This is a genomic window from Chryseobacterium sp. C-71, assembly GCF_020911865.1.
In the GTDB taxonomy this organism is placed as follows: Bacteria; Bacteroidota; Bacteroidia; order Flavobacteriales; family Weeksellaceae; genus Chryseobacterium.
The window spans coordinates 4,089,787-4,114,720 of record NZ_CP087131.1 but is presented as its reverse complement, the minus strand read 5'-3'; the positions used below and the strand labels follow the sequence as shown (position 1 = coordinate 4,114,720).

17 protein-coding genes are annotated in these 24,934 nt (G+C 35.5%); 2 read left to right on the top strand and 15 right to left on the bottom strand.

What is annotated here, in order from left to right:
* Nucleotides 1-50: 50 nt before the first annotated feature.
* Entirely contained in the window at nt 51-2,798 is a 2,748-nt protein-coding gene (locus tag LNP04_RS18950) for a fibronectin type III domain-containing protein (protein ID WP_229984449.1), read from the bottom strand.
* 263 nt (nt 2,799-3,061) lie between these two features.
* Between LNP04_RS18950 and rplS the strand changes: the two genes are divergently transcribed.
* Entirely contained in the window at nt 3,062-3,418 is a 357-nt protein-coding gene (gene rplS, locus LNP04_RS18945) for a 50S ribosomal protein L19 (RefSeq protein ID WP_034709455.1), read from the top strand.
* 382 nt (nt 3,419-3,800) lie between these two features.
* Here the strand turns inward: rplS and LNP04_RS18940 are convergent, their stop codons facing one another.
* The 12 genes from LNP04_RS18940 to LNP04_RS18885 form a co-directional block, all read right to left on the bottom strand.
* The gene (locus LNP04_RS18940; protein WP_229984448.1) at nt 3,801-4,796 is read right to left on the bottom strand and encodes an alpha/beta fold hydrolase; all 996 of its coding nucleotides are present in this window, start codon (nt 4,794-4,796) and stop codon (nt 3,801-3,803) included.
* Nucleotides 4,797-5,022: 226 nt separating this feature from the next.
* On the bottom strand, nt 5,023-6,006 hold the full coding sequence (locus tag LNP04_RS18935; protein ID WP_229984447.1) for a DMT family transporter: 984 nt from the start codon (nt 6,004-6,006) through the stop codon (nt 5,023-5,025).
* A 114-nt stretch (nt 6,007-6,120) separates the two neighbouring features.
* Nucleotides 6,121-8,739, bottom strand: a complete 2,619-nt coding sequence (locus tag LNP04_RS18930; protein ID WP_229984446.1) for a T9SS-dependent M36 family metallopeptidase — start codon at nt 8,737-8,739, stop codon at nt 6,121-6,123.
* 176 nt (nt 8,740-8,915) lie between these two features.
* The gene (rpsA, locus tag LNP04_RS18925) at nt 8,916-10,727 is read right to left on the bottom strand and encodes a 30S ribosomal protein S1 (RefSeq protein WP_229984445.1); all 1,812 of its coding nucleotides are present in this window, start codon (nt 10,725-10,727) and stop codon (nt 8,916-8,918) included.
* Between the two features lie 270 nt (nt 10,728-10,997).
* Nucleotides 10,998-11,840 (bottom strand): hypothetical protein, encoded by an 843-nt coding sequence (locus tag LNP04_RS18920; RefSeq protein WP_229984444.1) that lies wholly within the window; start codon nt 11,838-11,840, stop codon nt 10,998-11,000.
* A gap of 2 nt (nt 11,841-11,842) precedes the next feature.
* Nucleotides 11,843-12,700, bottom strand: coding sequence for a hypothetical protein (locus LNP04_RS18915; protein WP_229984443.1), 858 nt, complete (start codon nt 12,698-12,700; stop codon nt 11,843-11,845).
* A gap of 10 nt (nt 12,701-12,710) precedes the next feature.
* Entirely contained in the window at nt 12,711-13,520 is an 810-nt protein-coding gene (locus LNP04_RS18910) for a hypothetical protein (RefSeq protein ID WP_229984442.1), read from the bottom strand.
* Between the two features lie 255 nt (nt 13,521-13,775).
* On the bottom strand, nt 13,776-14,498 hold the full coding sequence (gene rluF, locus LNP04_RS18905; RefSeq protein ID WP_229984441.1) for a 23S rRNA pseudouridine(2604) synthase RluF: 723 nt from the start codon (nt 14,496-14,498) through the stop codon (nt 13,776-13,778).
* A 342-nt stretch (nt 14,499-14,840) separates the two neighbouring features.
* Entirely contained in the window at nt 14,841-15,539 is a 699-nt protein-coding gene (gene truB, locus LNP04_RS18900; protein WP_229984440.1) for a tRNA pseudouridine(55) synthase TruB, read from the bottom strand.
* A gap of 246 nt (nt 15,540-15,785) precedes the next feature.
* Complete coding sequence (locus LNP04_RS18895) at nt 15,786-16,604, bottom strand: undecaprenyl-diphosphate phosphatase (RefSeq protein ID WP_229984439.1); 819 nt, start codon at nt 16,602-16,604, stop codon at nt 15,786-15,788.
* Nucleotides 16,605-16,722: 118 nt separating this feature from the next.
* Nucleotides 16,723-17,022, bottom strand: coding sequence for a DUF3098 domain-containing protein (locus LNP04_RS18890; protein WP_229984438.1), 300 nt, complete (start codon nt 17,020-17,022; stop codon nt 16,723-16,725).
* A 3-nt stretch (nt 17,023-17,025) separates the two neighbouring features.
* Entirely contained in the window at nt 17,026-17,922 is an 897-nt protein-coding gene (locus LNP04_RS18885) for an ABC transporter permease (protein WP_229984437.1), read from the bottom strand.
* Nucleotides 17,923-18,014: 92 nt separating this feature from the next.
* On the opposite strand from LNP04_RS18885, the gene rsmA reads away from it, so the two are divergent.
* Nucleotides 18,015-18,785: a 16S rRNA (adenine(1518)-N(6)/adenine(1519)-N(6))-dimethyltransferase RsmA gene (gene rsmA, locus LNP04_RS18880; RefSeq protein ID WP_229984436.1), complete on the top strand. Its 771-nt coding sequence runs from the start codon at nt 18,015-18,017 to the stop codon at nt 18,783-18,785.
* Between the two features lie 84 nt (nt 18,786-18,869).
* Here the strand turns inward: rsmA and LNP04_RS18875 are convergent, their stop codons facing one another.
* Both LNP04_RS18875 and LNP04_RS18870 read right to left on the bottom strand, forming a co-directional pair.
* Nucleotides 18,870-21,224, bottom strand: a complete 2,355-nt coding sequence (locus tag LNP04_RS18875) for a choice-of-anchor L domain-containing protein (RefSeq protein WP_229984435.1) — start codon at nt 21,222-21,224, stop codon at nt 18,870-18,872.
* Nucleotides 21,225-21,326: 102 nt separating this feature from the next.
* On the bottom strand, nt 21,327-24,932 hold the full coding sequence (locus LNP04_RS18870; protein WP_229984434.1) for a choice-of-anchor L domain-containing protein: 3,606 nt from the start codon (nt 24,930-24,932) through the stop codon (nt 21,327-21,329).
* Between the last annotated feature and the right edge of the window lie 2 nt (nt 24,933-24,934).

The window sequence follows — 24,934 nt, the reverse complement described above, 5'->3', positions numbered from 1 at the left end:
CAAAAAAGCGGAAACAAGTTCCGCTCTTTATCAATCAGTTGTGACTAGTTTTATTCAATAATTAATTTTAAAGTAAATAATTTTCTGGTATGTACTTTTACAAAATAAACACCTTTTGGCAGGTTTTCGTTGACTAAAGAAAAACGCTGATTTTGTACGTTTTCAGATTTGTACAACAATTGACCTGTCGCTGAAATTAATTCAATTTTCTCAATAGGATAATCACTTTTGATAAAAGTCGGCTGTCCTGGTTTTGTAGGATTAGGATATAAAACTACATTTTTTTCAGTCTTATTCTTCGTTTCTTCAGTTCCCAATGTAGCTGAAGTTACCTGAAACTGTACTCTGTTTGAAACTTCTGTATAAGAATCATTGGTAAACATCACCATGTAATAATTACCCGCTGTGGTTGGTACTCCATTTACATTTCCGGTAATAGCTTTTGTACCTTGGGTAATTCCATCAAAATAAGTGTATGAAACAAAATTATCATCCGGAACAGAAATATTTTGAGGATAAATTCCTAACCAGTCTTTGATAATGCCCGGAGAATCCGTCCATGATGCAGAAATATTTTCACCTAAAGTATAAATAGGTTTATTGATCCAAAGGTCTGTCACAATATCTCCAACCTTAAAGAAAACCTTCTCTCCTACTGTGGTGTAGCCGTCTTCAAGGAAATACTGAGCATAATAATATCCTTTTGGAAGCCCTGTAAAATTAAGAGTTCCAGAAGCCGTTGTTACATAACTCCACTTCGTTGCCGGAGTTGGCCCTGGAACATGTCCCATTTTGTAAATTCCGATCCAGTCTTTTATTAAATTTGGACCATTTGAAAAATTAACTACTACTGTTCCTCCAACCGGATATGCATCTGCAGTAGTTTGAAGCACTGCTTTCGGCCCTACATAAAAACTTTTTCTAGGTGCAATTTCTGTATAACCGTTATTTGCAAAAAATCCTGCAAAGTACTGTCCTTTAGTTGTTAAACCATTCGGGAAGTTTGCAATTCCTGAAGTTTGCCCGTTCGTATAAATATAACCCTGTGAAGTTACTGATGCTGGGTTTTGTCCTTTTTTATAGATAGCGACCCAATCCTGCTGATTTCCTGGTCCGTCATTGTAAGTAGCTGCAATCGCTTCATTTTGCAGGTATTCTGTTTTATTCAAAGTAAAAGTAGGATTTGAAACTACACTTCCTGTCACTTCAAATTGCTTCACATCACTCCAGTCACTCCACTCCATATTTCTGTCTCTGTAACGGGTTTTCACATAATAAACTCCGTTGGTGATAGAGTTTGCTGCGAAAGTTACTTTGGTAATATCAACACCTGCATTCAGGTTTTTGGTAAGATCTGGATTTCCGTTACCATCTTTCCCGAACCAGTTTTCGTAATCTCTGTAAAATTCTTTTTCAATCACCGAAAAGTCAGCGACTTTACTCACTAAAAACTGAGTTGTATTTAAAAGTTCGTTTGCCGGTGAAGAAAAAGTACTTCCGTTTAACGTTAAAGGCAAAGTGATTGGTGCTGTGAAAGTGTTTGTAATTGACGGCTTCAACGGTTTAGGTTTATTTTTATACCTGTGGAATGAGTCAATCAGTACATTGTCTTTTTGAGTATAAATACCTCCGATAGAATAACTTTCGATATCTACTTTTCCGTTGGTGACATCCACTTCGATGATTTGGTACGTCCAGTCTGTTAATGTTTTCTGTACGTCGTCAAAATCTTGTTCGGTAGACATTCCCCAATATTGATCCCAAGCCGTTCCACCTGAAATAATCTGATAATTTGGAGTGTTTTTTAACTGTCCTCTGTGATAAAGGTGATGGTGAGCTCCTACATGCATCAAATATTTGTCTGATCCTGCCAAAAGCGGAACTGCATTGTTTCTTACCCATGTAGAAATATCACCTACATATTGTTCTGCCTGATAAGGTCTGTGGCTTAATGAGATAATCCAGTCAACGGTAGGATCATTATTTGCTTCGGTTAAAATTTGCTGAAGCCAAGTTTGCTGTGCTGAGCCTGTATGCTCTGAACTTAAACTTACGAACAAAACATTTCCCGCTTGTTGAGCATAATAGTTTTCGTTACCTGATGTGATATTTTTATATTTAATTTCATCAATATTAAAATGTGCATAGTAAGAATTCATTCCCAATGTTCCATAGGTTTCATGGTTTCCAACTGTTGTCAGTATCGGAAGGTAGGGCGATAGTTTTCTATTTTTTTTGAAATGAACATTTTCATAATGATCAAGAGTCCCGACATCTACCTGATCTCCAACCATAAATGTCAACGCAATATTATCTGAAGGGTCAGACGTAAGCCCGAACTTTTCTTTAAGCTTTTTGTACGCTTTGTAATTTAACGAATCATATCGAGGTTCTGCCTTGATCTGGTTGTCTCCCATAATCAAAAACCTTATTTTGCCATCAAGAGTTACAGGCTGCCCGGGAAGAGGAAGTGTTCTGAAGTTATACACTGCAGATTCGCTGGTTCCCGTTTTTATTTTGTAATAATACTTGGTGTTAGGTTGCAAATTGGTAATCTTTGCCGTGTGATAATAGTAATTGTTATTGTAGCCTGTATCAGAAAAAATATTGGTAGTTCCTGTTACAGTCACATTAAGGTTCGTTGGAGAATTTCCGTAAAGAACCGTGGTTTCATTGTCTGAGCTTGTCTTCCAGTTGACAATCATAGAATTGTGAGCAGGATTTTGCAGGTAAGGATACAAAACCTGAGCGTACGTCATCTGGACGGCGAAAAAAAAGAATAATAGATAATGCCTCATGGTAATTTTAGTTGAGTTTATTGTTAAGTGATTATGTGATTTTTATGATCCGGCAAATATAAATTTCACTTATAAACTCAAAATGACATTAATGATAAGCAACCATTAATTTTTCTCCGAAAAAAAATATAAAAAAACACAATTTAGTATCACAAAATTGTTTGGCATATTCAAAAAGTATTTCATATATTTGCAACCTGTTATTCAACCTCTGACGAAGTCCGTGAAAGTTGCTTAGCGTAACACATTTTATTTTATTAATAATGGATTTATTAAAGTACGTACAAGACAAGTACATTACAAAAAAAGAATTCCCTGAATTCAAAGCTGGTGATACAATCACTGTGTATTACGAGATTAAGGAAGGTCAAAAAACTAGAACTCAGTTCTTCAAAGGAACTGTAATCCAATTGAGAGGAACAGGTTCTACAAAGACTTTTACAATCAGAAAAATGAGTGGTGATGTAGGTGTAGAAAGAGTTTTCCCTATCAACATGCCTGCTCTTCAAAAAATCGAAGTTGACAGAAGAGGTAGAGTTAGAAGATCTAGAATTTACTACTTCAGAGATCTTAGAGGTAAAAAAGCGAGAATTAAAGACGCTGCTTACAAGAAGAAATAATTCAGACAACAACACATACGAAGAGAGACTGCTAATTTTTAGCGGTCTCTTTTTATTTTTTGTCATTGCGAGAAGCGAAGCGACAAAGCAATCTCAATTATTACACTTATTGTACATTAATTATTTTTAGAAGCTATTTCCCGCTTTCCACTATATCTTTTTCGCCAACACTTTTTTTCAAGCCATTTCAGAAAAAGGATGTCGTTCCAATCAGGCCTAATAAAAGCGAAGTTTTATAACCACCCCGTCAAAAATTCTTTGAATTTTTGCCACCCCTCCAAAGGATGGGAATTTTTGTTCCGTTTATAATACAGGAGTAATGAATAAACTTGAGTTATTTTCAAGGCTGTAAACTTCCAGCACCTAGCTTCCAACTCCCCTCCTATTTAATAAAGTCATAAAGAGCATTCCAAAATTTATCGTAAACTTCAATGTGCGGAAGGTGACCTACATTTTCTAATTCTACCAATTTTGATCCAGCAATTTGCTGTTGCGTTTTTTTACCTAATTCCTGATATTGCCCCATCGTTGGCTGAATTTCTTTTGGAGCACGATCTTTTCCGATGGCGGTTCGGTCTCTTGTTCCGATTATCAGTAAGGTTGGCGTTTTAATATTTTTAAACTCATAAACTACGGGCTGATTGAAAATGATATCACTCGTCAACGCAGCATTCCAGGCGACTTGTGGATAGTCTTTGTGCAAAGTCCAGCCTGCGATAAGATCTAACCAAGGTTGGTATTCTGCTTTCCATTTGTTGTCGTAGTAAAATTTCAGCTGATAATTTTTATATGATTCTGCGGTATTTTTTAATTCAGATTGATAGGCTTCATCGACAGTTTGATATTTCGCTAAAGCTTTATAATCTTCTAATCCGATTGGATTTTCGAGAATTAATTTTTCTACGTTTTCGGGATACATTAAAGTAAATCTTGTAGCAACCATTCCACCCATTGAATGACCGAGAACAATAATTTTATCAATTTCCAAATCATCTAAAATTGCTTTGGTATTGCTTGCTAACTGCGCAAATGAAAACTGATAACTTTGAGGTTTTGAAGATTTCCCAAAGCCAATCTGATCCGGAATAATTATCCTGAAACCTTTATCTGATAAATCTTTTGCCGTTTTTTCCCAATACGCTCCGTTAAAATTTTTCCCATGCAGAAGCATGATGGTTTTTCCGTTAGATTTTCTAGGCTTCACATCCATGTAGGCCATTTTCAGATTTTGTTTTTGAGAATTTAAATCTTTAAAATGAACTTCAAAAGGATATTGATAATTTGAAAGCGCTGCATCTAAAGGTTTTATCTGTGAAAAAGCCAGCGTTGTGGTGATCGTAAGTGAAATTCCAGTGATAATATTTTTAAATTTGGTCATGAAAAATTGATTTTAGATATAAATTTAAAAAAACCGCTTCAAAAGAAACGGTTTCTGGCGTTATTTATATTTTAATTATAATTATTGCTATCTGATTTTTAACGCAAAGTTCACAAAGATTTTTTTACTACTAACTGCTTTAAAAGCTCGCAAAGGCGTTCCACTCAGCTAAGACCACAAAGCACTTTATTTTAATACGTTAGTTATCAAAATCTTAATTATAATTTCAAGAAAACTGTTTACTAATAAGTCTTTCTTTTTTTGAAGGCAGATTCATTAAAACAATTGCGAAAAGAATTAAAACAATTCCAATCCATTGAATGAGGATTACTTTTTCGCTTAATAAAACGAACGCCATCGTCACGGAAACAGGAAGTTCCAGTGAGGAAATAATACTTCCTAATCCCAGGCCTGTATTTGGAAAACCAAGATTAAATAAAATCGGCGGAATGATGGTTCCAAACAGTGCTAATATAAATCCGTATTTCCAAAAAATAGAATAATCAAAAGGTCGGATATGTTGTGTATTTTCAGTAAAATTCAGATAAAATGATTTTAAACCTTCAAAATGAAGAGGCCCGATTTGTGCAAAAAATAAAAACAATAGGATAACAACCGAACCTCCCGACAGCATGATGATACTTTTTCTAAGAACCGGTAACCCCGTCGCCAAAGTATTTGACGTAAACATCGTCATCGTAAATGATGCTGCCGCCAATAATCCCCAAAAGATACCATGCCAATCAATGGTCACTTCAAGATTGATCAAATTTGTGGCTAAAACTGTCCCCAACAAAACAATACAAACCGAAATCACTTTTCTGAGTGTCGGTAATTTTTTAGTTATGAAACTTTCTACAACGACGCTGAACCAAACAGACTGCATCAAGAGAACGATAGCAATCGAGACATTGATGTACTGCACTGACAGGTAGTAAAACAAGCTTGTGCATCCTAATGATGTTCCTGCCAGCATTAACATTTTAATCTCTTTTGAAGTCGGTGAAGCTAAAGTTTTTTTTGATGTAATGGTTTGAATGAAATTTAAAATCAATAAACCAACAAATCCCATGACAAACTGTGCGGTTGTGACTTCAGAGGTTGTAAAACCCTCTTTATAAGACATCTTCACAAAAGTTGCCAACATCCCATAAATACTTGCACCAATACCAACAAACAACACTCCTTTTAAAATATTCTTCTTCTCCATATCCATTATTACAGCCGGCAAAGGTACGACATAAAAATTTGTTTGGAGAAGTTTCAATATTAAATAAAACCACCCCAGAAATTCTGAGGTGATGGTATTGATTGACTTTTAGTGTTATTTTTTGATAATTATTTTCGAACTGATGTCAATTCCTATGCCTTGCAATTTTACGACATAGACTCCACTTTCAAAGTCTCTTGTTGAAACCTGAATTCTTGAATCAGGAGAAGATCTATTCTCTGACAACACCAACTTTCCTGACATATCGTAGATTTGAACATAAACATTCCCGATGGAATAATCTTTTAAATAAATAAAAAACTCATCTTTTGCAGGATTCGGATAGATTCTTACTAAACTTCTGTCGATTGCAATATTTGAATTTCCTTCGGTACAATCTTTCGGAATTGAAAAATCTTCCACCTGATCGCTGATATTCATTTTGTTTCCTGCCAAAGCATTTACACCTAAACCTCTTTTGGCAAAAGTTTTCCAGATCATACATCGGTCTTCTCCTTTTGTGGTAAGCATTTCAGCAGATAAAATAGCATTACGGCCATCTATAAATGTAGGATTACAAGCCTGAAGTTTCAAAGCATCGGTTACCAGCTGTAGAACTCTTGCACTTCCGCTATTCTTATTAGAAGTTACATCAGAAGAATAACCATATTTTGCGGCATATTGCCAATGTAGATCCCAAAGCATTGTTGCCCAGACAAATCCGATCCTGTGAACGTCAGGAACAATTTCAGAATCTTCCTCAATTTCCATTCCGTTTGTATCTGCGTATGTATAATCATTAATCGAAAAATCCGGTGAATATTTTGCAGGTCTAAATCCGACCCCGTTCGTTGATTGTCCGCTAGCATAAGATCCTATACTTCTCGGAACATTCGCATTATCACCAGGTCTGTTGGTAAGCATTAATGCAAAAAAATCTGACCAGCCTTCGCCCATCTGTTCTTTACTTTGAGATTTTAAAAGACAAGTAGATCCGTTTCCTGTCAATCTGTTTGAAATTCCGTGACCGTACTCGTGGGTAATGATTCCGTTATCAAAACTTCCGTCGGGTGTAAGAGCAGTTGCCGGATCACTTTTTAAAGTTACATTTACTGTTACCGAGTTGCTTAATTGAGTTTTAATATATTCACCTTCATCATTGGTAATCAAGACTGAAGGTATCGTTATTGTGGGATCAGTGCCGCCCATTGAAGACGGAAAATTAACTGCAGCAGCATTATTATAAATAATTGCGGCAATTGCACCGGCATTCTGAGCATTTTTTACCTTTACAACAAATGTACAATTTGCAGATCCTCCTCTTTCGATGAGCGCTATTTTTCCTGCTAAAGATCCTGCTGGCAATGCAGAACACCCATTTATATTTGAAGCTAAAGCAATATTACCTGTAACACCAGTTCCATTGAGCTGTGGACCAAACTGTGCAGGATTTGCCTGAGGAATCCGAGGAACTGCCGATGATGGAGCATTATAGAAAAAATATCTGTTCACTGACGACCAAAGATACATCTGCATGACAGGTCTGCTTCCGTCGGAAGGTGTAGTGAAATTGGCATTATTCAAACCACCTCCATCCTGAGATTCTGCTAAAACATAATCATTTCCTGCTCCGCCTTTTCCAAAGTTATTTTGTTGGAAATTTCTGGCAGATTCAGTAAATCCGAATTGATAAAAAATATCGTGAACTCTATTGTTGATGTAAAAAAGATTGGTAATCGCAGAATTTCGGTTAAACGATGGTGTTCCATTAATAGAAAACGGAAAATCAAAATTTCGGTTTGCACCACCATCGGGAGAATACCCTGGTTCGTCTTTATCTGCCGTATCTTCATAAGCGTAAACATTGTTACCTCTCGTTATTGTATAATTTGTATTTCCCGTTGAATGCCATCCTTCTGGAGATGAGGCAAGAATCCAAGGATTATTGACTACTGATCTATTTCCGAAAGTCGGTGCTTCAACTGGTAACGGAAAAACATTGTAACTTGCATTATCAGGCGCAAGAAAAGCTGAAGATGCAGATACTTTAATTATAGATTCAGAAAAAATTTCATTAGAATGATCATGACCATAAGCTCCAGTATGAAAATTACATGATAAGGTAAGATTTTCTTTGTTTAAAATTTCTCCTGTGTTGGCATCAACTAAAATATTCCAAGTGTTTTGAGATTTTGGTTCACGCAGATAAAATTGATAAGCCAATTTTAGATTATTATTAACCTCGACAAATAGTTGACTTTGCTTTGCGAAATTTCTATGTGTTGGTTCAGCTTGTGAATTTTCAATTATTTGAAATTCCACTACATCTTTTTTATCTAAAAGTGTCGCAATCCTTTCAAGGGCATTTTCTTTACTTAATGTTGTGACATTCGATGTTGAAGTATTGTAACTTTTTAAAAATGAATCTGAAAAATAGACAACTTTATCGTTTTTAATTAAAACTGTTCCTACAGCATTATAAATAGGATAGCCTTTAAATTTCTGCTGAATTTTTACAATTTCTCCGTTTAAAGATTGGGATTGATCTACATTATCGATTTCAAAATCTATTAAATCTGATTTTTTAAAATCTTTAATTTGATTTGTAAGAATATAATCTGTAATCAACCTTTTCTGTTGTTGAGAGAAAACAGAAAAAGGAATTAAAATAAAGAGCACCAAAAGAATTTGAATGCTTTTTGTATTTATATTGTGAGTAAAATTACAATTCATATTTTTGATTATTAATAATTTATAAAAATAGCAACAATTTACTAAATTACATACGAGTTTTATACTAATGAAAGTTTTTTTTCAGGTAAGAATCTTTTTATTATTAATATATAAAAATTAAAATAAAAAAAAGCCACTCTTTCGAGTGGCTTCGTATTGATTAAAATGATTTGAGATTATTTACCTCCTTCCATTTTTCTTTTCAATTCAGCTAATACATCAATATCACCTAAAGTCGATCTTTCTTCGTTGTTTGAAGAAGATGAAGTGTTACTGTTGTTATTATTAGATCTGTTGTTAGATGCTTCTCTTGCATTCTTTTTCTCTTCGTCTCTGAAGATACCTGTGTGAGAAACTACTACTCTTTTGAATTCTTTGTTGAATTCGATTACTTTGAATTGAGCATCTTCACCTTTTTTGATTTTAGATCCATCTTCTTTCTCTAATAATCTTGAAGGGCAGAAAGCTTCTACTTCAGCATCTTCGAATTGTACAGAAGCACCTTTATCGTGTACTTCTACAGCTTTACCAGCGTGTACAGTTCCTTCAGCATATTTAGTTTCAAATTTATCCCATGGGTTTTCTGTCAATTGCTTGTGACCTAGAGATAATCTTCTAGCCTGGATGTCTAGTTCTAGAACTACAACATTCAATTTATCACCTACTGCACAGAATTCTGATGGATGCTTGATTTTCTTAGTCCAAGAAAGATCTGAGATATAGATCAATCCGTCGATACCTTCTTCCAATTCTACGAATACACCGAAATTTGTAAAGTTTCTTACAGTCCCAACGTGCTCAGAACCTACCGGATATTTAGCTTCGATATTTTCCCAAGGATCTTTAGATAATTGTTTCATACCTAAAGAGATTTTTCTGTCTTCTCTGTCTAAAGTAAGTACTTCAGCTTCAACTTCGTCACCTACTTTTACGAAATCTCCTGCGCTTCTCAAATGAGTAGACCAAGACATTTCAGAAACGTGAATTAATCCTTCTACACCTGGAGCGATCTCTACGAATGCACCATAGTCAGCAAGAACTACTACTTTTCCTTTTACTTTATCACCAACTTTCATGTCAGCAGAAAGAGCATCCCAAGGATGAGCTTCTAATTGCTTCATACCCAATTGGATTCTTGTTTTCTCGTCATCAAAGTCAAGGATAACCACTTTCACAGTTTGTCCGTCTTCTAAGATTTCAGATGGATGGTTCACTCTAGACCAAGAAAGGTCTGTAATGTGGATCAATCCGTCTACACCACCAAGATCTACGAATACACCGTAAGAAGTAATATTCTTAACAGTACCTTCAAGAACCTGACCTTTTTCAAGCTGCGCGATGATTTCTTTTTTCTGACCTTCGATATCTGCTTCGATCAATGCTTTGTGAGATACTACTACGTTTTTGAACTCAGGGTTGATTTTCACAACTTTGAACTCCATAGTTTTACCTACGAACTGATCGTAATCTTTGATTGGCTTAACGTCGATTTGAGAACCTGGTAAGAATGCTTCGATACCGTGTACGTCAACGATCATACCTCCTTTAGTTCTTGATTTAACAAAACCGTTAACGATTTCTCCAGTTTCGTGAAGTTCGTTTACTCTATCCCAAGCTTTAAGCGTTCTAGCTTTTCTGTGAGATAATTGTAATTGGCCAGTTTTGTCTTCTCTTCTGTCTACCATTACTTCAACATCATCACCTACTTTAAGGCCTGGGTTGTAACGGAATTCGTTAAGAGAAATAACACCTTCAGATTTGAAATCGATGTCTACGATAGCTTCTTTGTCAGTCAATCTTACAACTTTACCAGTGATAACGTCGTTATCATTTAAGCTGCTAAGAGATCCGTTATAGATTTCTTCAAGATCGCTTTTTTCTTTTCTAGCATCTGCATCCAGACCAGATTCGAAAGAATCCCAGTCAAATTGTTCTGGTGCTACGTTTTGGTTAAGAATAACCTCTGCTGAATTTGTCTCTTTTGACATTTTCTAATAAAATTTGTATTCCAATTCCTACAGACCTCGGCTTTGCTGTGAATCCTGAAAAATATGGAAGTTGTTAATTGTTAATGTTTTACTTCGCCGAAAGTACGTTCACAAAAGTGAGTGCAAAAGTACGATTTTTTTTAATAGCAACAATATTTTTTAAATCAAAATTGAATAATAGTAAATACTGTCTTTCAAGTCTTTACCAAAAAAACGGATGGCATAAAGCACATCCGTAACTAAAAACACATATCATGATAAAAATCACGTCTAATTAATTGACTCTACAACCGTTGTACTTAAAGAAATTTTTGACATAAAATTACTCATATTGTTGCATTGAGTTCCGTCCTCATATCTTGCAGGACCGCCATACACAATTATTTGTGCCGGTGTGCTTGCACTGTTGGTAGCAGATATATTTCTCGCCTTTACCTCTATTAAGTGAGGTACGCCTACACTCAGATTATTTACTACACCATTCAAAACAAATTTATGCCATGAGCAGGTAAAATTTTCGTTGTGTTTGTGGTATTTTCTAACTGCCGCCAATTTTCCGTCGACGAAAACCCCTATTGCGTACTCATAATATTTATTGGTAGACATATCCAGTTGAGTCATTCCTTCCAAGGTAAAAGCCAAAGAGTTATTGGCTCTTGTAAAAGTTTTTGAATCCTTGATATTTAATGGTGTCCAATCTGCAGTGCTATTATCTCCTATATTAAAATTTCCGGGTTTGAATCCTGATATTGAAATAGTTGATGGAGAAGCTGATACTGAACTTATACTTACCAGATCAAACTTCGTAGACACCTGTTCTTTCGTATACAGTGCATTCCATTTTCCGGCTTCAAAATAAGTGACTGTTTGTGGTAATGTAGCGGTTGAATTTGTATTAAAAACCACATTTCCGTTTTGAGGATTTGCGACAGTGACAATGTCTGTATTTGAACTCAAAGCAATTCTAGGATAAAGAACGCCTTTTTTATCAGAATCTAATTTAAGAATCGCACTGTTATCAATAATCGGCACCGTCTTATCTGTCATTACTACTTGTGCAGTTGTAAGACACGGAATCGCCAATAATATTATAAAATTATATATCTTTTTCATGATTAATAAGGTAAAGGTTGACTAACTAAAACTACAGAACTGATTCTCACTTCATCGTTCGAGAGATTACCACATCCTCCTGCCTGTCTTCCAAAATAAAGTGATGTGCTGCCGGCAGTACCAGACCTGTTCATTGCTCCAAACGTTATGGTATGTGACCCTACCGTAAGATCATCAACAAAACCTGTAATGGTAAACTCCTGAAATGCACAGGTAGTATCTGTACTTAAAGAAACAGCCTTAGATGAAATTAATTTGTTATCAACAAAAATCCCTAAACCATAGTTTACATTAACATTAGTATTGGCTACATTAGTATTTCTAAGCTGAACCATTCCTGTCAGGGTAATCACAGTATTGTTTTTTGCTCTGTCAATTGTGATGTTAAAGGGTGTATCATTTGTTTCAGGAATTTTTAACCAAGGTAAAGCCAATGCAGAACCATTCACAAAAGAACTCACAGAACTTGCTTCAGAATTATAATCAAATGAAAATAGTTGATTAGGATATACTTTAGAATAATACTTCGTAATACCTAATAAAAGATTGATATTGGCAGATGTAAAATAGAAAGTCCATTTTACACCATCCCAATAATAAATGCCAGTTCCGCCAGGAAATGCAGTATTCGTATTATAAACAAGCAATGAAGCAGTAGGCTGCGTTGCCATAAAACTATAATCTGACGCATTTGAAGGGTTTAGTGAAACTTTTGGCATCATCATCCCTTTGTTTGATGATACTAAATCTAAAATAGCAGATTCATTAGGAGTATTCGTGCCAATCCCTACTGATCCAGTCTGAGCGTAAGTAATGCTTCCTAATATGAGGAAAAGCAATTTCAAATAAGTATTTTTCATTCTTTCTGTTTTAAGATTTTTCTGTCAGTTTTATGAACATATTGATTCTGGACATATCATTGTTTACAGAAGATGTATTTACAGGACCTCCATATCTCCATAAAGTTACTCCGGCAAGATTATTTGCCCTTAAAGTCACATACGTTTTGATGGTATGACTACCTAAACTTAAGTTGTTGAATACACTGTTTATCGAGAAAAAATCATACTGATATGTATTCGAGTACTTTGTTGAATAATTTCTTACACCAGAAAGTTTTCCGTCAATGAATATTCCTACAGCATAAGTGAATGCATCAGACCCTGTAGACACCACCGTGTTGTTGGCCTGAATCATCCCTTCGGTGATAACTGCAATACTGTTATTTGCATGAGTGATTGTAATATCTTTTGATAACCCCGGTACTTCTGTCCAAATTGTTTCAGGTAAAGAATTCTGCGAGTAATTAATAGCACCTCGTACTGCATTGATATCCACTGCAGAAGAATTTGAGGTACTGTAAGATATTGTCAAACCCAGAACTGAATAGATGTTTCTCGTATCTACGAGTTCATTCCATTTTGCTCCATCCCAAAAGTTAAAACCTTTTTTTCCGGTTGCATTATTGTAAGCAAGTAACCCTACTGCCGGATTGGTAACTGGTGATGCTAAACTTAGATCAGGGATTGAAAGATTAGGAATCAATATTCCTTTATTAGATGATGATATTTTTAGGAGTAAATCATTTTCAATAGTAGTTGTTCCTATCCCTACTTGAGCACTCGTTTTGAAAGAAAATAGCAAACTAAAAGCCACTATTAGGTAGAAGTTTTTTTTCATCGTAGTAATTTATATTAGTGTTTCTATTAAATAATCTGATGATTATCTGTGACAAATATATAACATTTACGTGAAAAAAAACATAAACCGTTAAAAAATAACGGTTTACGGTTACAGCATCTATTTACGATAAAATTAAAAATACCAATTTATTAATCAATATTTCATGGTCATACACGAAAAAAATCACTATAAAAAGAATTGTATTGCATTATTAATTTTTATTCCGAATTTAAAATTTATTTGAAAATCTATTTAGTCAAACGTTTTTGACGAGCCATCAAGCATCATATTTAGTTCGGACAGTTCTTCTGCGGTCAAATCTCTCCATTTCCCCAAAGGCATATCTAATTTGATATTCATAATTCTTATACGCTTTAGTTTTTTCACCTCATAGCCTAGAAATTCACACATTCTTCTGATCTGTCTGTTAAGACCTTGCGTCAAAACAATTCGAAAAGTCATATCATCAATTCTCTCAACTTCACACTTTTTGGTAACGGTATCCAAGATTGGAACACCATTTCGCATTTTTTCGAGAAACTTTGAGTTCAAAGGTTTATCAACTCTTACCAGATATTCTTTTTCGTGGTTGTTTTTTCCTCTCAGAATTTTGTTGACAATATCACCGTCGTTGGTCAGTAAAATCAAACCCTCACTCGGTTTATCTAATCTTCCGATGGGGAAAATTCTTTTCGGATGGTTGATGTATTCAATAATATTATCAATCTCACGCTTTGTATCTGTAGTACAAACTATTCCAACAGGTTTGTTGAAAGCTATATAAATAGGGCTTTCGTCATTTTCACGAATGGGTTTTCCGTCAACTTCTACTACATCTTCATCAGAAACCTTAGTTCCCAATTCAGGAACTTTACCGTTGATTTTTATTCTTCCTTCCTCCAAAAGCTTATCTGCTGCTCTTCTTGAGCAGAAACCAACTTCCGAAAGGTATTTATTGATACGTGTCTTTTCCATATTCTATTTCTTCTATTGTGTAATTTTTATTACTAAAAATAGTAATTCCATAACTGATTCCTATAAATACAGCACCCATGTTGGAGATTGCAAAGTTAGGAAGAAAATTGTAACCTCCTATTGCTGAGATTTCGTAAGTAAAATCATTTGGCAGAAAAGGTGCAACATTCTGCTGATAATCTTAAGAATCTTTGTTTTGATTTTCTTTAATTCTGTTTCCTAAATTATAACCCACATTCAAATTAGAATTAAAATAGAAATCCATTTTCGGTTTTTGGGAGATCTATTTGTGAAAATAACTGTAAATAAATCATTAAGATGATACTAAAAATAAATTTCTTATTATAAATTCTCAAATCTGTAGTCGTTTTCTAAAAAATCACTGGTTGCATGTTCAACGTTGTAGTCGCCTATTTTTGTTCGTCTTAATTGGGTTAAATATGCGCCAACTCCCAATTTCTGACCAATATCGTGCGCTAAACTTCTGATATATGTTCCCTTCGAACAGCCAACTGTAAAACTCACCAACGGAAAATTGATTTCCACATCTTTTATATAAGTAATGGTTGTTTTTCTTGATTTCATCTCAACCTCCTGCCCTGCTCTCGCCATGTCGTAAGCTCTTTTTCCATCTATTTTTATGGCTGAAAAAATAGGTGGTTTCTGTTCAATTTCTCCTAAAAATTTCTCTAAAGCTTCCTTTACATCCTCTTCTGTAATATGAGCAATATCTTGCTGAAGAATCTCAGGTTTTTCGGTGTCGTAAGATTCTGTCTGAACTCCGATTTTAATTTCCGTCCAATATTCTTTTGGAGCATCTTGTATCTCAGGGATTTTTTTGGTGAATTTACCCGTGCAAACAATCAAAAGACCTGTCGCTCTCGGATCTAAGGTTCCTGCATGACCGATTTTAAATTTTTTCGGAAGACCAAACTCGCTTTTGAGTTTGTATTTCATTTTATTGACCGCCTGAAAAGAAGTCCAATCCAGAGGTTTGTCTAAAAGGAAGATATGTCCTTCGAGAAGCTGTTCTGCTGTCATTTTTAGTTGTTGAGTTGAAAGTTATACAGTTTACAGTTGATTAATTAGCAAATTGGTTCAGTTTTTTTGCGTTGAATCTCTCGCAGCCCGACTTGATGATATTTTTATTTATTTTCAATCTGAACCATCGAACCACTACGTTAGGTTTGAACGGAGCTCTTTTTGCCGGAGCGAAGCGGAGGCAAAAAAGCGGGAGTGGAAGGCGGAAATAGCTGCCCAAAAATCAGCAATTATTAATGAATAATATTATTTGAACCAATAGAAATAAACCAACAAAGCAATTCCTACAATAATTCTGTACCAGCCCCAAGGTTTGAAACCGTACTTGTTTAGTACTCCGATAAATGCTTTGATTGCGATCAATGCAACAATGAATGCTACAACATTCCCAACAATGAAAATCATGATGTGATCTTGTGATGAAAAAATCATCTCGTAACCTTTCATAGGATTTGCTGTTTCTTTACCCCAGGTTTTTACAAAAACCGAATATACTGTAACCGCCAACATCGTAGGTACAGCAAGGAAAAATGAAAATTCTGCTGCTGCCTTTCTTGTCAGACCCTGCGTCATCCCACCGATAATTGAAGCCGCACTTCTACTTGTTCCAGGCATCATTGCTAGACATTGCCAAAAGCCGATGATTACTGCTTTTTTTATAGATAATTCTTTTTCGTCGTGAATGACAGGATTCTTAAACCATTTGTCCGCAAAAAGTAAAACGATCCCTCCCAAAACCAAAACTGAAGAAATGGCAATCTGATTTCCCAAAACTGCCTCAATTTTATCATCAAAAATATACCCTAAAGCCAAAGCGGGAATTACAGCAAAACCTAATTTAAAGTAAAACTGAAGATTCTTCAGATCAAAAAACTTTTTCCAATAGGCTACCACAACTGATAAAATTGCCCCAAACTGTATGGAAACCTGAAACATTTTTAAAAATTCTGTTTCTTCTAAACCCATCAGACTGGCTGCAAAACCCATGTGAGCTGTTGATGAAATGGGTAAATATTCTGTAAGTCCTTCTACAATCGCAATGATGATTGCTTTAATTAAATCCATAATTTATGAGTAATGGGTAATTGGTAATGATTAATATTACTGTTAGTGTTTTTAATTTATACAAAAAGTCAATTGCAAAGCAACCGACTTTTGTAATTAAATCTTTTTAACTGATTTTTTATTTCTTTCTTTTCAAGATTGCATATACTTCGATTACAAAACCTATCACGATAAGTAGAGGTGCAATTCTGATTCTTCTGATAGAAAAAATATCGTCGTTCCATACGTTCGGGTCTAGTTTTCCGTCAACAGTGTTGGCGTCTGGCCCCATCATTAAAAGAAATCCTACAACGATACAAGCTAAACCAATCAGCATCCATTTGTAATTTTCTTTTCCGAAGTAGAATGTTTGTTCTTTTGAAACTTCTGTTTCCGTACCAAAATCTGATGCGGAAAATTTATGTGTTTTTTTGCCCATTTTTTAAGAATAATATAAGTCGTCAACATTTGATCTCAAGAACCTCCATGTTGCAACGATTGTACTTAATATTGTAATGAAAATACCAACTCCAAATATTAAAAGAACTAACCAGAAATATTGGTTGGTGTCTTGTACAAAAGGAGTTTTTATAGTAGTTGTAAAGTAATACCAAAGTCCTGACAAAGCTATAAGAGCCAATACTGCACCCAACAAACCAAGAATTAACGCTTCTTTGATAAACGGTGTCAAAATAAATCTTCTTTTTGCTCCTACCAACTGCATAGTTTTGATTATAAATCTTTTTGAGAATACTTTTAGTCTGATTGAGTTGTTAATTAAAACAATGGCAAGAACTAAAAACAGTACACAAAACGCTAAGATCCACTTTAAAATCTTATTTAATTTATCGTATATCTTTTGAGAATCTGAATCGTTTTTTACGTCGATAATTCCTGGAACTGATTTGATTTGCGTAAGAACTGCTCCAATTTTAGTTGAATCTGTATACTCCGGTTTTAATGCTACTTCCACAGAAGCCGGATAAATATCTTCGTCAAAAAGTGCTTCTGTATCTATCCCTAAACTTTTTTTGGCTTCAGCTGTAGCCATTTTTTTAGAAATATATTTCGTACGTTTTACAGATTCCATCCCGTTGATAACTTCTACGGCAACCGCTTCCTGTTTTGCTATTTTAGCAGAATCTTTATCGTCGTAATTTTCGTCAAAGTACGCATTTACAACAAGTTGCTCTTTTAAATAATCAGAATATTTTTGTGCATTAATTAGAATTAAGCCCATTAATCCCAGCAAAAATAACACTAAGGCAATACTTATTACTACAGTAATATTGCTAGACCGAAGCCTTTTCTTATTAAACTCTTCTACAGATTTCGCCATTAATATTAAAATTTTTGGCTAAAATAGAAAAATTCTACCGAAATTTGGAACGAATAAGAGAAAATCATTGTTAACGAAATCATAAATAAACTTTGAGTGTAAGAGCAAAAAAACATCTGGGTCAACACTTTTTGACTGATGAAAACATCGCAAAAAACATTGTAGAAGGCTTAAGCTACGAAAACTACAACAACGTCATGGAAATAGGCCCGGGAATGGGTGTGCTGACCAAATATCTTCTGGAAAAAGAGCAAAAAATTTATCTGGCAGAAATTGATACTGAATCTATAGATTATCTAAAAAAAAACTATGCTAAAGCTACCGAAGAAACTTTTGTAGGAGATTTCCTGAAGCAAGATTTTAATTTTATCAACGAGGAGCAAATTGCCATTATTGGTAATTTCCCGTATAATATTTCGTCACAGATTTTATTTAAAATTATTGATTATTATCAAATAGTTCCGGAAATGGTTGGGATGTTCCAGAAAGAGGTTGCAGAAAGAACTGCAGCAGTTCCGAGAACGAAAGATTACGGAATTTTATCTGTTTTGGTACAGGCTTATTATGATGTAAAATATCTTTTTACAGTTCATGAAAATGTATTTAATCCGCCGCCAAAAGTGAAATCCGGAGTTATCAGACTAACCAGAAATCCGAAAGAGGGTCTCGTAGGAAATGAAGTTCTTTTTAAGCAAATCGTGAAGGCCGGTTTTGGACAAAGAAGAAAAAAGCTCTCTAACTCTTGGAAAGTTATGAACATTCCTGAAGCATTAAAAACTCACGAATTTATGGACAAAAGAGCCGAAGAATTGAGCGTTGAGGATTTTATTCATTTTACACAACTCTGGAAAGAGAATATGTAAAAATTTCGAACGTTTTCAATATACATCAAAAAATAAAATAGCCTTTCAAATTTGAAAGGCTATTTTATTATATTTAATTTAAGATTATTCTCTGTTTTTCAACATAATCCATCCGGCTCTGTTCATTTGTACTTTCGACTTCTTGTATTCGAAGTTGAATTTGTACCAATAAGTTGCTGTCGGCAATCTTTTACCTGCTAAGGTACCGTCCCAAATTGGTCTTTCTTTTGAGAATTTGAATATTTCTACGCCATATCTGTCATAAATCGATCCTGTGAAATTATTGAAATCTCTTAGATTACTAAGATCTAAAACATCATTCACACCATCCTGATTTGGAGTAATTACATTATTAATTTCAAGTGTAAAGAACTCAACTGAACCATAGCAAGTTGTCCCTTTAATTCTTACCTGAACATTGTAAGTCGTATTATCTGTAAGATTTGTAAATACATTTGACTCTTGCCAATTGATTCCGTCAACAGAATATTCTAAGGTTCCAAATATATTATTAATTGAAGGGTTCGTTGCAATAGCTGTTAATGTACCATTTTCATAGCTTAAATTCGTAAAGAAAGGCGAAGCTGCACCGTGAACTTTCACAGTGAATACTTCTTCACAAATTCCATTATTGATTTTTACGGTGTAAACTCCTAACTGAGTTGCTGTAATAGTTTGAGTTTCTGCACCAGTATTCCATAAATAAGAATAGTTAGTTCCTGCACCTGCATCTAAAAGAATAGTATCACCTACACACATTTCAACATCCAGCAATGGTGTGGTAATGGGTGCAACAGTCTCTACAGTGATTTTTGCCGGCAATAGTGATTTACAACCTTTCGCCCCAATAGCATATACCGTAAATGTGGTCGTTTGATTAACAGTAACAGTTTGTGTGTTTCCGTTTCCTGGGAAGTTATCCCACAAATAAGTAACACCACCATTAGCTGTAAGCGTAACTGTTTCTCCCGGGCAAACTCTAATTCTTGAAGGGGTAATTCCTGCGATTGGAGTAACCTCTTTCTGCAAAGTCAACTCTATTGTTTTGCTACAGAAACCACCGTCTGATACTACCACATATAAAATCTGACCATCTGCACCATTGTAGTTTGCAACATTTGTGATAAAATCTCCATTCTGAGCTGCAGCATCTGCCTGATCTTCATAGAATCTAAAAGTCGCATTAGGTGTAGGGCTTATCAGTGGTTTTGCATTATTTAAGTCAAATGTAGTAATGTCTGGTGTGCTACACAATAAGAAAGTAGCATCTTGTGCTAATGGTGTAAATCCACCATTAATTTTTATCGTGGCTGATCCCGGACAAGGATTTCCCGGTACACTTACTTCGATTTTGTAATTTCCTGGCTGTATTGCCGTAATTGCATTTGTATTTGCTCCAGGTATAGCAGTACCGTTGAAAAACCATTGATATAATAAATTTGGACCACTGGTAGAAGCTGTAATTAACTGTGGAACGTTGTCACAGACATTGATTTCTTCAGGTAATGTTGCGCCTGCAGGATCTAATAATTTTACTCCTATATCGAATGATCCTGCTTCTAAGAATACAGCAGAATCATGAGTTCCGTCATTATCATCAGCCATTACCATCTTAATATGATAAGATTGTCCTGGTATTACCGTTCCTATTGCTGTTAAAGGGACTGTTCTTCCAAATAGGTTTGTTTGATTAACAGGCGATGACGTCTCATAATATTGTGCATTAATAGGACCACAAGAAAAACTTGCAGGAACAATATTAGTAGCTGTAACAAGTCCTGCACCTCCTGGTAATACAGCAAGATTCGTATACGTACTTCCAGGTGTATTCGGTTTCAGAAGAAGAGCAAATGCATCCTCATACCCAGAACAAGGAAATCCGCCATCATACTCTTCCGAAGCAAAAATATAATTAAATTTCATCTGTGTACTCGTTGGGACAAAATCAAACTCTAAGATAACCGCATCTTCTAAATTAAGTGTACTACCTGCTAAAGCCGTTTCTAAATCGGGATCACTACCCGTAGTAAGATTAACTCCAAGTTGTCCTTCAGGGTTATTCCCTGCCAAACGTGCTGTACCTGTTGTTAATACAATACCTTCAGCAAAAGGAAAATTCGAGGTACCTTTATTAAAATATCCCCAAAACCTTTCATTATTAGTTACAGGTTGGTTAGGCGAAATTGAAACATTTGTTATATTTGGTGTTCCACAATTCGATGTAGTTCCCACCAAAACATCTATAACGAGTTGTGCGGGAGTGTAAGTAGATGCTGGATAAGGAGGCACATTTACATCGATCAAATCACCAGCTTTGGCTGATGGAGAAGGTTTTGAATTTTTTGTTAATTCTATTCTTTTTTGCTTTTCTGTTTTAGTCTGCGCAAAAGAAAAAGTACTGATGAGTAATAATGAAAACAACAGTATATATCTCTTCATAATAATTTTGTTTCAACAAATTTAGTTTTTTTTTAAACAAATTTCATAAATAACTAAAATTTTTAACACAAAAAAAAGTCTCCCAAATAGGAGACTCTTTTTTTAATTTCTATTTTTAAGTAAAATCCAACCGGATCTTAATTCTAGCTTTTTACTTGCAGGATTCTCCCACTGCACTCTATACCAATAGGTTGCCGTTGGCAGATTGATGGTTTTCAGAGAACCATTCCACTTTACGTTTGATTTATCTGCTTTAAATAATTCAGCTCCATATCTGTCGAAAATAGATGCCGCAAAGTTTTTATAATTACTTACTCCCGAAAAGTCTATGAAATCATTGACACCATCACTATTAGGAGTAATTGCGTTACTCATTTCAAAAGTAAAGAATTCCAAAGTATTGCCACATTTTGCATCTTTTACTCTTACCATTAAGGTAAGATTAGTATTACTTAATACATTATAAAAGATATTTGAAGATTGCCATGTTATACCTCCGTCAATAGAATACTCTAATGTTCCGCCAGTAGGATTGGTAGCTGATATTGTAAGAACGTTATTTTCAAATACTACATTGGTGAACTGAGGAAGATCCGGATTAATTAATTGTGCTGTAAACAATCTAGAACATGTTCCGTTATCAATCGTCACGGAATAAGATCCAGGAATATTTGTAGAAATCGTCTGAGTAGTAGCTCCCGTGCTCCAAAGATACGTGTAGTTAGGTCCTGCACCGGCATCTAGAATTCCCGTATCACCAGCACATGCATACACATCTTTTAATGTTGAAACAATTGCAGGTACAACCTCGATTTGAACTGTAGCCGGAGTATTTGACACACAGCCGTTTCCACCTAATGCAAATACTGAATAAGTCGTGGTAACAGCAGGAGTAACAATTTGTGTATTTCCATTTCCTGTAAGACCTACCCAATTGTAAGTAAATCCTCCGCCAGCTGTTAAAGTAACAGATTCACCTGCACAAATTTTAATTTTTGAAGCAGATAATGTTGCTGTTGGCGGACCTACAACAATATTAATTATTGCAGGATTTGCAGAAATACAGCCATTCGCACCTACTGCAAATACAGTATATGTTGTGTTGCTAGCCGGAGTAACTACTTGTGTGTTTCCATTTCCAGGAAGACCATTACCCCAATTATAAGTTGCACCGCCCGAAGCCGTTAAGGTAACAGATTCTCCCGGACAAATTTGTTGAAAAGTTGAAGTTAAATTTGCAATCGGCAGAACTTTATCCTCTATCACAGTAACTGCTGAAGTAAAAGTACATGTTAAGTTGGCAGGTTGTGTATTATTTGTTACTGTTAAAGTATATGTTCCAGCAGCATTTACGACAGGTGTAAGAGTCGTTGCTCCTGATACGATATTTCCACCTGTAGTCGTCCAAGCAATAGTAGATCCTGCAGGAATTACAGATGCCGAAGCATTTAAAGTAACCTGAGCTGTAGTACATGTGATTGTTTGAGGTGCAGCAATCGTTAACGTAGTAGCCGCAGTAGTTAATAATTGTAAATTAACAACATACTTACAACCTCCATTACTTACTGAAACATAAATTGTCTGATTTCCTGTACTCGGAAATGCAGTAGGCACTGTTATATTATTTGTGTTACCAGCTATTGCATCTGCCTGATTGACATAATATGTAAAAGTAACACCAGGAGCTGTAGTTATCTGACCTTGGGCAGAAGTTAAATCATATATTATATTTCCCTGCTGATAACATTTTATAAGACTTGCATTCTGAGCCGTGAAAGGTTGAGAAACTTGTATTGTCAGCGTTGCAGCAGTAGTTGACACACATCCGTTTGCACCAACTGCTGTTACAGTATACGTGGTATTAGCTGTAGGAGAAACTGTTTGAGTAGCTCCGTTTCCTGGCAAACCTCCTCCCCAATTATAAGTTGCGCCACCAGAAGCAGTTAAAGTAATGGTTTCACCGGCACAAATAGAAATTTTGCTTGCAGTAAGCCCTGTTGTAGGAGGCGCGCTGTTCCCAACAACAGTTACATTGGCAACAGCTGTACATGTGACATTACCCGCAAAGGTATTGGAAATCGTTAATGTATAAGTTCCCGGAGCATTCACAACGGGATTTAATGTTGTTCCTCCAGAGACAATGTTTCCTCCAGTAGTCGTCCACGCAAATGTAGAAGTTGTAGGATATGTAGAAGCTGAAGCATTCAGGGCAATTTGTGTATTTGTACATGTTAATGTCGTAGGCGCAGCAATAGTTGCAATAATTTCGGGGGCTTTCACGAGTTGCAGCTCTGCTACCTTTGAGCAAAATCCACTTTTTACTAAAACATAGATTGTTTGGCCTCCCGCACTCGAAAAAGTGGTAGGTGTCGCAATTGTATTGGTATTTCCAGCATTTGCATCAGCTTGATTTAAATAGTACGAAAATGTAGCTCCCGGAGTTGTACTGATTGAAGCTTGCGCAGATGTTAAATCAAATATTGCATTTCCGGCCGCGAAGCAAGTTGTCAAGGTAGTATTTTGTACCGTTGGTGAAGTTCCTCCAACAACAGTAATCGTTGCTTTACCGGGACATGAATTACCTGGAAGTGTAACCTCTACCGAATAAACGCCTGGTGCTACGGCAGTATAAGAAGAACTGGTTGCTCCTGGAATAGCATTAGTTCCTAAAAACCATTGATATGTGGCACCCGGAATTTGTACCGACGCAGTGAAGGTCTGTGGAGCATTATCACAAACATTGATAGAAGCTGGAAGTTGTACGCCCCCAGGCCCTAGAATCTGAACACCGATATCAAAAGATCCTGCTTCTAAAAAAACACCAGAATCAAATCTAAAATCCTGATAATCTGCAATAACCATTTTAAAATGATATGTTTGCCCCGGAATTACAGTAGCCTTTGCAGTAAGTGGCACTGTACGTCCGCTGAAATTAGTTTGAATAGCTGTAGTATTATATCCCCCAAAATATGATGCATTAAGCGCACCACAACTGAGAGCTGTATTATCAAATTGTACCGCAGGGTGAATGTTGGTTACACTTACCGCTCCTGCTCCACCCGGCAAAACCGCTAAATTAGTATAAGTAGGATCGCCTACTTTTTTTAACAATAATGCAAACCCATCACTGATACTGCATGGGAAATTACCTTGATACTCTTCTGAAGCAAATAAATATCTAAATGAAACTTCTGTGGAAGTAGGAATGAAATCAAATTCTATGAAACTGGCGTCATTAAGGTTGGCATTTGATATCCCAAGTGCATTTGCTAAATCCTGATCACCTTGTATAGGAAGTGTATCTTCCAGAGGACCTGAAATAAAAGAGTTACCTGCCTTTGATGCATGACCTGTGGTCAATAATATTCCTTTCTCAAAAGGAAAATTGGTAGTGCCTCTGTGGAAAAAACCCCAGCTTCTACCAGGATTGCTTGTTGCTAAATTGGGCGATACCACTACCCCATTTACATTTGCTGTAGAACATGCAGAACCACCAGAGATAAGAACATCTTTTACCAATTGTGTTATGCTGTATGAAGATTCTGGATAGTTTGCAGTATTCACATCAATAAAAGCACCAGCTTTCATCGTTTGAGAAGAAGCTTTCTGTACACTTTTAACTTTTTCTCTAGTCTGAGAAAATGTAAAATTTCCAATAAGAACTAAAAACAAAGCCAAAAATAAACTTCCTGCACTTTTATTTAACATTT

Coding starts and splice junctions, on each gene's coding strand:
- LNP04_RS18950 (WP_229984449.1), bottom strand. CDS start 2,798: ATGAGGCATTATCTATTATTCTTTTTTTTCGCCGTCCAGATGACGTAC.
- rplS (WP_034709455.1), top strand. CDS start 3,062: ATGGATTTATTAAAGTACGTACAAGACAAGTACATTACAAAAAAAGAA.
- LNP04_RS18940 (WP_229984448.1), bottom strand. CDS start 4,796: ATGACCAAATTTAAAAATATTATCACTGGAATTTCACTTACGATCACC.
- LNP04_RS18935 (WP_229984447.1), bottom strand. CDS start 6,006: ATGGAGAAGAAGAATATTTTAAAAGGAGTGTTGTTTGTTGGTATTGGT.
- LNP04_RS18930 (WP_229984446.1), bottom strand. CDS start 8,739: ATGAATTGTAATTTTACTCACAATATAAATACAAAAAGCATTCAAATT.
- rpsA (WP_229984445.1), bottom strand. CDS start 10,727: ATGTCAAAAGAGACAAATTCAGCAGAGGTTATTCTTAACCAAAACGTA.
- LNP04_RS18920 (WP_229984444.1), bottom strand. CDS start 11,840: ATGAAAAAGATATATAATTTTATAATATTATTGGCGATTCCGTGTCTT.
- LNP04_RS18915 (WP_229984443.1), bottom strand. CDS start 12,700: ATGAAAAATACTTATTTGAAATTGCTTTTCCTCATATTAGGAAGCATT.
- LNP04_RS18910 (WP_229984442.1), bottom strand. CDS start 13,520: ATGAAAAAAAACTTCTACCTAATAGTGGCTTTTAGTTTGCTATTTTCT.
- rluF (WP_229984441.1), bottom strand. CDS start 14,498: ATGGAAAAGACACGTATCAATAAATACCTTTCGGAAGTTGGTTTCTGC.
- truB (WP_229984440.1), bottom strand. CDS start 15,539: ATGACAGCAGAACAGCTTCTCGAAGGACATATCTTCCTTTTAGACAAA.
- LNP04_RS18895 (WP_229984439.1), bottom strand. CDS start 16,604: ATGGATTTAATTAAAGCAATCATCATTGCGATTGTAGAAGGACTTACA.
- LNP04_RS18890 (WP_229984438.1), bottom strand. CDS start 17,022: ATGGGCAAAAAAACACATAAATTTTCCGCATCAGATTTTGGTACGGAA.
- LNP04_RS18885 (WP_229984437.1), bottom strand. CDS start 17,922: ATGGCGAAATCTGTAGAAGAGTTTAATAAGAAAAGGCTTCGGTCTAGC.
- LNP04_RS18875 (WP_229984435.1), bottom strand. CDS start 21,224: ATGAAGAGATATATACTGTTGTTTTCATTATTACTCATCAGTACTTTT.
- LNP04_RS18870 (WP_229984434.1), bottom strand. CDS start 24,932: ATGTTAAATAAAAGTGCAGGAAGTTTATTTTTGGCTTTGTTTTTAGTT.